Origin of the sequence: Streptomyces sp. NPDC049577 (assembly GCF_040675635.1) — a bacterium.
In the GTDB taxonomy this organism is placed as follows: Bacteria; Actinomycetota; Actinomycetes; order Streptomycetales; family Streptomycetaceae; genus Streptomyces.
Genome location: NZ_JBFAPH010000266.1, coordinates 1 through 8,492, shown reverse-complemented (window position 1 = coordinate 8,492; position 8,492 = coordinate 1). Strand labels below are relative to the sequence as shown.

Annotated in this window: 6 protein-coding genes; 3 read left to right on the top strand and 3 right to left on the bottom strand. The window is 73.1% G+C overall.

Annotation, left to right across the window (positions count from 1 at the left end):
• The 3 genes from AB0K09_RS24740 to AB0K09_RS24730 all read right to left on the bottom strand — a co-directional run.
• A partial coding sequence (locus AB0K09_RS24740; protein ID WP_366067572.1) for a nitrate/nitrite transporter occupies nt 1-1,269 on the bottom strand: 1,269 nt, incomplete at its 3' end.
• Between the two features lie 167 nt (nt 1,270-1,436).
• Complete coding sequence (locus AB0K09_RS24735; protein ID WP_366067571.1) at nt 1,437-1,979, bottom strand: SRPBCC family protein; 543 nt, start codon at nt 1,977-1,979, stop codon at nt 1,437-1,439.
• Nucleotides 1,980-2,086: 107 nt separating this feature from the next.
• Complete coding sequence (locus AB0K09_RS24730; protein ID WP_366067570.1) at nt 2,087-3,073, bottom strand: NADPH:quinone reductase; 987 nt, start codon at nt 3,071-3,073, stop codon at nt 2,087-2,089.
• Between the two features lie 261 nt (nt 3,074-3,334).
• Here AB0K09_RS24730 and AB0K09_RS24725 point away from each other — a divergent pair, with 261 nt between their 5' ends.
• The 3 genes from AB0K09_RS24725 to AB0K09_RS24715 all read left to right on the top strand — a co-directional run bounded on the left by AB0K09_RS24725 (nt 3,335) and on the right by AB0K09_RS24715 (nt 8,446).
• Nucleotides 3,335-5,323 (top strand): FAD/NAD(P)-binding protein, encoded by a 1,989-nt coding sequence (locus tag AB0K09_RS24725; protein WP_366067569.1) that lies wholly within the window; start codon nt 3,335-3,337, stop codon nt 5,321-5,323.
• A complete protein-coding gene (locus AB0K09_RS24720) occupies nt 5,320-6,777 on the top strand; it encodes an adenylosuccinate lyase family protein (protein WP_366067568.1) in 1,458 nt (485 codons plus the stop codon). The genes AB0K09_RS24725 and AB0K09_RS24720 overlap by 4 nt, the downstream gene beginning before the upstream one ends.
• A 175-nt stretch (nt 6,778-6,952) precedes the next feature.
• On the top strand, nt 6,953-8,446 hold the full coding sequence (locus tag AB0K09_RS24715; protein ID WP_366067567.1) for an ATP-binding protein: 1,494 nt from the start codon (nt 6,953-6,955) through the stop codon (nt 8,444-8,446).
• Nucleotides 8,447-8,492: the final 46 nt, after the last annotated feature.

Genomic DNA, 8,492 nt, shown 5'->3' with positions numbered 1-8,492 from the left:
CACGCACACCGCGTAGAAGGCGAGGAAGGACCAGAAGGCGGGCGTTCCGGAGCCGCCGCCCGTGCCGCCGCCGTAGGCGGCGCGGAAGGACAGGTTGATGGCGACGCCACCGAGCGCGCCCACCGCTCCGGCGATGGCGATCGCCGCGCCGGACAGCCGCCGGGCGGCCGCGGCCGAACCGGTCTGCTGCGCGAAGACGGCGGGGATCATCTTGTACGTCGAGCCGTTGCCGACCCCGCTCAGCACGAACAGCGCGGTGAAGGCGGCGATGAACAGGCCGAACGAGCCCCTGGCGGAGGCGATGAGCAGCACGACCGTGCCCAGGGCCAGGCCCACGAAGCTCCACAGCGTGACCCGGGCGCCGCCCCACCGGTCGGCCATCCGGCCGCCGCTGGGCCGCGCGACCGAGCCGAGCAGCGGCCCGAGGAAGGTGTAGGAGGCGGCCTGGAGCGGGGTGGAGCCGAACTGGTTCTGCAGCACCAGCCCGAAGGCGAAGCCGTAGCCGATGAAGGAGCCGAAGGTGCCGATGTACAGCAGCGAGATCCACCATGTGTGGGGGCTGCGGGCGGCCTCGCGCTGGGCGCCCGGCGCGGCCCGCACCGCGTCCAGGTTGTCCATGCGCAGGGCGGCGGCCAGGGCCACCAGCGCGATCAGCGGCAGGTACACCGAGGCCACGTACGCGGGGTGGGTGTCCCCGGCCGTGGCGATGACCAGCAGGCCGAGCAGCTGCACGGCGGCGACACCGATGTTGCCGCCGCCGGCGTTCAGCCCCAGGGCCCAGCCCTGCTTGCGCTGCGGGTAGAAGGCGGTGATGTTCGTCATGGACGAGGCGAAGTTGCCGCCGCCCACGCCGGCCGTCGCGGCGATGACCAGGAAGACCCACAGCGGGGTGCCGGGCCGCTGCACGAAGTACACGGCGAGCAGGGTGGGCACCAAGAGCACGAGGGAGGCGAACACGGTCCAGTTGCGGCCCCCGAAGCGGGTCACCGCATAGCTGTACGGCAGCCGCAGCACCGCGCCGACCAGGGTCGGCGTGACGACCAGCAGGAACTTCTCGCCGGGGCTGAAGCCCAGGCCGATGGCCGGCGACATGAACAGCACCAGGACCGACCACATGCTCCACACGGAGAAGCCGATGTGCTCGGAGGCGATGGACAGGATCAGATTGCGGCGGGCTATGTGCTTGCCGCCGCGTTCCCAGAACTCCTCGTCCTCCGGATCCCAGTCCTCGATCCGGCGACGGGGTGGTGCGGTCGTGGTCGTCGTCATCGCTCCTCATCTCGGCTCGGGCACGGGCGGGGATGGCTGCGGCGGGCCGGCGTCGCGGGGAGGGGGGACGACGCCGGCCCGGTGGTGCCGGTGGGTAGCACCGGGGCCGCCTTCTCGCCGGGGGAGTACGAGAAGGCGGCAGCTCGGGGTGTGGGCCGACGCGGTGGTCAGCCCTTTTCGATGACGGTCTTGACGCGCTCGAGGGTGGCCGCGACGTCGTCGGCGAGCTTGGCGTTCCACTCGCTGACGAAGCGCTCGCGCTCCTCCTGGCTCAGCCCCTCGAAGATCTTGGCAAGGCCCTCGGTGAGACGGCCGAGCCGGTAGCGGTGGATCAGCAGGGCACCGCCGTCGCCGTCCGGCTCGATCTCGTAGGTCCAGGTGCTGTCCTGCTTCTCACCGGCGCTGTTGAGAATGACCCACTGGAAGATGCGGCCGCGCTCCGCGGCGACCACCTCGGCCTCGGTGTTCCAGGGACCGCGGATGACGGGGGCCCAGGCGACCACCTCGGTGCCGCGCACGTTGTCACCCTGGAACACCGAGCCGACCTGGCCGGGCTCACCGGATATCCAGCGGCCGCCCTGGCACTCCGGGCTCCATTCGCCGCTGCGGGCGAGGTCGCTGACGGTGTCGTAAATCTTCTCGGGAGCCGCCGCGACCTTGATCTCGGCGCGTACCTGGAAAGTCGTGCCCGATTCAGTGAATTGACTCATGTGTTCACTATGCGAATCGGGGTTGTTTTCGGTCAACGACGGTTCCGGGGATCCGTCAGGTCCCGCGCGCCGCGCCGTCCGGGCGGGAGTTTCCGCGCGAACGGAATTCAGTATTCGAGACCGGTGCGCAGAATCAGCCGGCGGCCGTGGAGTTCGCCCTTTTCCATACGGCGGTGGGCGTCGGCGGCCGCGTCGAGCGGGATCTCCTCGGTGCGGCGGGGGCGCAGCCGGCCGTCGGCGAGCAGCCGGTTGATCGTCCCGGCCGCCTCGGCGAGTTCCGCGGTGGTGGCGTGGGAGATCACGAATCCGAGGATCGAGCAGTCCTTCTTGTACAGCGGGCCCACCGGCAGCTCGGGCCGGGCCTCGACACCGGCGAGCAGCACGATGCGGCCGCGCTCGGCCAGCAGCTCGACGGCCATGGGGATGTCGTTCTCGCCGAAGGTGTCCAGGTAGATGTCGACGCCGCCGGGGGCCGCGTCCTGGATCCGCCGGGCCAGCTCCGGCTCGCGGTAGTCGATGACGACGTCCGCGCCGAGCGAGCGGACGTACTCCTCGTCGCGCGGGTTGGCGGTGGCCACGACGCGGGCGCCCGCCTGGGTGGCGAGCACCACCGCGGCGCTGCCCACGTTCCCGGCCGCGCCGGCGACCAGCACGGTCTCGCCCGGGCGCACCCGGCCGTGGGTGAACAGGGCCAGATAGGCGGTGCCGGTGGGGTGCGCGACGGCCACCGCGTCCTGCGGGCGGACCCCGGCGGGCAGGTGGTAGAGCCGGTCGGCCGGCACCACGACCTGCTCGGCGGTGGCACCCTGCCGGCCGCCGTGTCCGAGGCTGTTGGACCACACCAGATCGCCGGGGGCGAAGCCCGCCGCGCCCGGGCCGGTCTCGGCCACCCGGCCGACGACGTCACGGCCGATGACGAACGGAAAGGGAATGGGGGTCCTGAAGCCGCCGGAACGGACGAAGGTGTCCACCGGATTGACGGTCGTGGCGATGACGTCCACCAGGACGTCCGTCGGCCCCGGAACCGGGTCGGGGAACTCTCCGAAACGAATGGCGTCCGGGGAGCCGAGCTCTTCGATATAGGCAGCACGCATGGTCACGCACCCTGCCACGGAAAACCGCCGGGAACGAACAGGCGGGCCCGATTCCGCTCGTGGCTGTGTCAGGTGCCCGGGATGTCTGCCCAGGACCTGACGTACCCCCATATCGGCCGTTGACCGGTGTATCGGAACTGGCCAGATTGAACCGGGGGCCGACACCGTATCCGCGCTCGGCCTCCTCCGCGCACCGCTCGGCCACCGTGCACAAAGGCCCGGTCGACCCGCCCTGCCTTTATCCAGAACAGGAGCACCCGCATGAGCAGCAGTCATATCGAGGTCTGCATCGTCGGTGTAGGACCGCGAGGACTGTCCGTACTGGAGCGCTTGTGCGCCAACGAGCGCCACGCTCCCTCGCACTCCGCCGTGACGGTGCACGTCGTCGACCCCTCGGCCCCCGGCGCGGGCACCGTCTGGCGCCCCGACCAGTCGCGGCATCTGCTGATGAACACCGTTTCCTCGCAGATCACCGTCTACACGGACGACAGTGCCCAGATCGACGGCCCCATCGAGCCCGGCCCCAGCCTGTACGAGTGGGCGCGCGGCGTCGCGGAGCGCGCCGAGGCCGGCGACAACGGCGGCCATGACGAGGAGACCCTGGCCGAGGCCCGCCGTCTGGGCCCGGACACCTACCCCACGCGGGCCTTCTACGGCCGTTACCTCCACGACAGCTTCCAGCAGGTCGTCGCCCGCGCTCCCGAGCACGTCACCATCCAGGTGCACACCTCGCGGGCGGTGGCCATGTCCGACGTCGAGGGCGTCACCGGCGGCCCGCAGGGCATCCGGCTGGAGGACGGCACCCGGCTCAACAGCCTGGACGCCATCGTCATGGCGCTGGGGCACGTGCCGGCCCACCTCTCGCCGCGCGAGGCCCGCACCGCGGCCCTGGCCCGAATACACCACCTGAATTACGTCACCCCCGCCAACCCGGCCGATCTGGACCTGTCCTCGGTCAAGGCGGGCGAGCCGGTGCTGCTGCGCGGTCTCGGCCTGAACTTCTTCGACCACATGGCGCTCTTCACCGCCGGGCGCGGCGGCAGCTTCGCCCGCGAGGACGGCAAGCTGGTCTACCGCCCCTCCGGCCGGGAGCCCAAGCTGTACGCGTTCTCGCGGCGCGGCATCCCTTACCACGCGCGCGGCGAGAACGAGAAGGGCGTCGACGGCCGCTACTTCCCCAAGCTGCTCACCGCCGAGTACATCGCCGGCCTGCGCGAGCGCGCCGAGGGCGGCGCCCCCGTGCACTTCGCCACCGACCTGTGGCCGTTCATCTCCCGCGAGGTCGAGAGCGTCTACTACGGCGCGCTGCTCCAGGCCCGGGGCCGCGGCGAGGAGCGCGAGACCTTCACGGAGAAGTTCCTGGCCCTGGCCGAGGAGTCCGAGCGCGCCGCGCTGCTCGACTCCTTCGGCATCGCCGCCGAGGACCGCTGGGACTGGGAGCGGCTGTCCAAGCCGTACGGCGACCGCGAGTGGGCGAGCCGCGAGGAGTGGCACGCGTGGCTGCTCGAGTACCTGGCCAAGGACGTGGCGGCGGCCCGCGCCGGCAACGTCAGCGGCCCGCTCAAGGCGGCCCTGGACGTCATGCGCGACCTGCGCAACGAGATCCGGCTCGCCGTCGACCACGGCGGCCTCGACGGCAACTCGCACCGCGACGACCTCGACGGCTGGTACACCCCGCTCAACGCCTTCCTCTCCATCGGCCCGCCCGCCTCCCGCATCGAGGAGATGATCGCCCTCATCGAGGCTGGCGTCCTCCAGGTCACCGGCCCGGGCACCATCGTCCGCATCGACACGGCGAACCCGGCGTTCACCGCCGACTCCACCGCCGTGCCCGGGGAGACCATCCGCTCCCACGTGCTCATCGAGGCCCGGCTGCCCGAGCCCGACCTGCGCCGCACCGCGGACCCGCTGCTGCGGCACCTGCTCAACACCGACCAGATCACCACCTTCCGGGTCGACGCGGCCACCGGCGCCTCCTACGAGACCGGCGGACTGGCCGTCACCGATCGCCCGTACCACGTCCTGGACGGCCGCGGCCAGGCCCACCCGCGCCGCTTCGCCTACGGCGTGCCCACCGAGTCCGTGCACTGGGTCACCGCCGCCGGCATCCGGCCCGGCGTGGACTCCGTGACCCTCGGCGACTCCGACGCCATCGCCCGCGCGGTGCTCAGCCTGCCGCCCGTCGCGCACATCCCCTCCGGGCTGCGCCCGGTGACGACGGACGCGGACCTGACGGGCGTGATTGTGTGACGGAGTCACCGGATCAGGAGCAGGTCCCGGCGGGATCCTTCGAGCACAGCCTGCTGGACTCCGGTCTGCTCTCGCCCGTCCGCGCGGGCACCCCGGCCGAGGCGGCCGTCTGCGACCGGGCATGGCTCCAGGCCATGCTCGACGCGGAGGCCGCCCTGGCCCGGGCCCAGGCCCGGCTGGGCACCCTGCCCGAGCGGGCCGCCCGGATCATCACCGGTGCGGCCCGCGCCGAGCGCCTCGACGCGCGTGCCCTGGCCCTGGCCTCCCGGGAGACGGCCAATCCGGTCGTCGGCCTGGTCCAGGCACTGACCCGGGCGGTCGCGGCGGACGATACCGAGGGCACCGGCGCGGCGGAGTACGTCCACCGGGGCTCCACCAGCCAGGACGTCCTGGACACCGGCGCCATGCTGGTCGCCCGCCGCACCCTGGCGGTCGTACGGGCCGATCTGGCCCGCACGGCCGGGGCGCTGGCCGGCCACGCCGCGCGCCACCGCGACACGCTGATGGCCGGCCGCACCCTCGCGCTGCACGCCGTGCCCACCACGTTCGGGCTCAAGGCGGCGGGCTGGCGGCAGCTGGTCCTGGACGCCGAGCGGCGCCTGGCGGCCGTCGAGGAGTCGCTGCCGGTCTCGCTCGGCGGCGCGGCCGGAACCCTGGCCGGGTATCTGGAGTACGCCCGGCTCGATGGCGCGGAGGGCACGGACGACGGCACCTACGCCGACCGGCTGCTGGCGGAGTTCGCGCGGGAGACCGGGCTGGCCCGGCCCGTGCTGCCCTGGCACGCGCTGCGCACGCCGCTCGCCGACCTCGCCGCGGCGCTGGCCTTCACGGCCGGCGCGCTCGGCAAGATCGCGGTCGACGTGCTGTCGCTCACCCGCACCGAGGTCGGCGAGGTCACCGAGCCGACCGCCGCCGGACGCGGCAGCTCCTCGGCCATGCCGCAGAAGCGCAACCCCGTCCTGGCCACCCTGCTGCGCAGCGCCGCGCTCCAGGTGCCGGTGCTCGCCGCCGGGCTGACGCAGTGTCTGACCACCGAGGACGAACGGTCGGCCGGCGCCTGGCACGCCGAGTGGCAGCTGCTGCGCGAGTGCCTGCGGCTGACCGGGGGAGCGGCGCACACCGCCGTCGAACTCGCCGAGGGGCTGACCGTACGGCCGGAGAGGATGCGGGAGAACCTGGCGCTCACCGGCGCCCAGGTCGTCTCCGAGCGGATCGCCGCCGTCCTGGCCCCGCGCATCGGCAAGGCGACCGCCAAGCAGCTGCTCACCCAGGTCTCCGCCGAGGCCGGGCGCACCGGACGCCCGCTCCACGAGATCCTCACCGCCGCCCCCGAACTGAAGGGGCACTTCACGGGCGAGGAACTCGCGGCGCTGTGCGATCCGGCCGACTACACGGGCGCGGCGGGCCCGCTGGTCGACCGGGCCCTGGGCAGGGGACCGGCCACCACCGAATAACTCAGAACCGAATAAGTCCGAACACAGGCTTCCGTTTCCCGGACGTCCCATCAGGGACGGGCCGGAAACGGAAGCCTGTTCGTTCCTCGTGATGATGATCGGACACAGGGTCACCGGCGTGGTTAGGATGATCTGCGTATTCCGCTTCTGGACCCCCTTCGTCCGCGAGGAATTGATGTCACATCACATACCGGAGGTGGTGATCTGGTGCCTGGCGCTCGCACTCGCCGTCGTCGCGGTCCTGCTGGCCCGCCAGCGCACGATCACCACCGGCCTGCGCAGGCGCGTCGACCGGCTCGAGGACGGCCTGCGGGCGCGTGACGAGGAGCTCGGTCACCTCACCGGGGTCCGGCTGCCCGCCGTGGCGGACTCCACGGACCAGTCCGTGCCGCTGCCCGGACTGCTCGACGAGCAGCTGGCCGGCACGGAGTTCGCGCAGCGCCTCCATTCCGTGATGGACCTGTTCACCAAGGCCGTGGACAAGGCGCAGGCCCGCGCCGACCAGTCCGCGAAGGCGGCCCTCAAGGCCTCGATGCGTGCCCTGCAGGGCCTGGCGCACGAGCAGCAGATCGCCATCTCCGACATGCAGGACCGGCACGACAACCCGGATGTGCTGCGCGACCTCCTGGAGATCGACCACGCCAACGCCCAGTTCGGCCGCCGCGCCCAGGCCATCGCCGTGCTCTGCGGCTCCTGGCCCGGCCGGCAGCGCGTTGCCTCCCCGCTCACCGACGTCGTCCGCGGCGCCACGTCCCGCATCCGCGACTACCGCCGCGTCCGGGTCCACGGCGAGACCGATCTCGCCGTCGTCAGCCGCGCCGTCGAACCCGTCGTGCTCGCCGTCGCCGAACTCCTCGACAACGCGGCCCGCCACTCGCAGCCCAACACCACCGTCGAGGTCAGCCTCCAGCCGGTCCACAACGGCGCCTGCGTCGTCATCGACGACGCCGGCGTGGGCATGGACGGCCAGGAGGTCCAGCGCGCCGTCGCCCTCCTCGCCGGCCGCCGCGCCGTCGACGTCTCCCGCCTCGGCGACCCCCCGCAGTTCGGCTTCCCCGTCATCGGCGTCCTCGCGACCCGCTACGGCTTCAACGTCTCCGTCGACACGCGCTCGCCGTACGGCGGCGTCCGCGCGGTGGTCTTCCTGCCGTCCGCCCTGCTGACGCGCCTCGACGAGGACGACCCGAGCACAACGCCGTTGCGCGGCTCGCGCACGCGCGGTTCCGGGGACGGCCCGGCACCCGCGGCGGGCCGGCCCGCCGCCGGCACCCCGGACACCTCGCGCACGCCCGGCGAGTCCTTCCACCCCGCCGCCTCCGGCGGACCGGACGACCCGCTCGGTCCGGCGCCGACGGAGACGGCCGGCGCGGCGGACGCGCGTCACCGCCCGACCGGTCCGCGCACTCCGGGCACGCCCGGCGCGTGGGACGCCCCAAGCGCCCCCGGCACCCGGTCAGGCCTGCACCGCTCGGCGGGGACACCGGACTCGCCCGGCACCGGCGCTCCGAGTGCCCCGTCCGGCCGCCGCCGCTCGCCGGACGCGCCTGGTCACTCCGCCGGCGCGGGCGCCCCGGAGCGTGGGTTCGATGCGGGCGCGTCGCAGCGACCCTCCGGCCCCGCCGCCCCGGCGGACCGGCCGCAGCCGGGCAACGCTCCGGGCCGACCTTGAGGTAGCCGAAGCCGGGGATGGGCGGCAGGTTGAAGGCGTCGGTGGT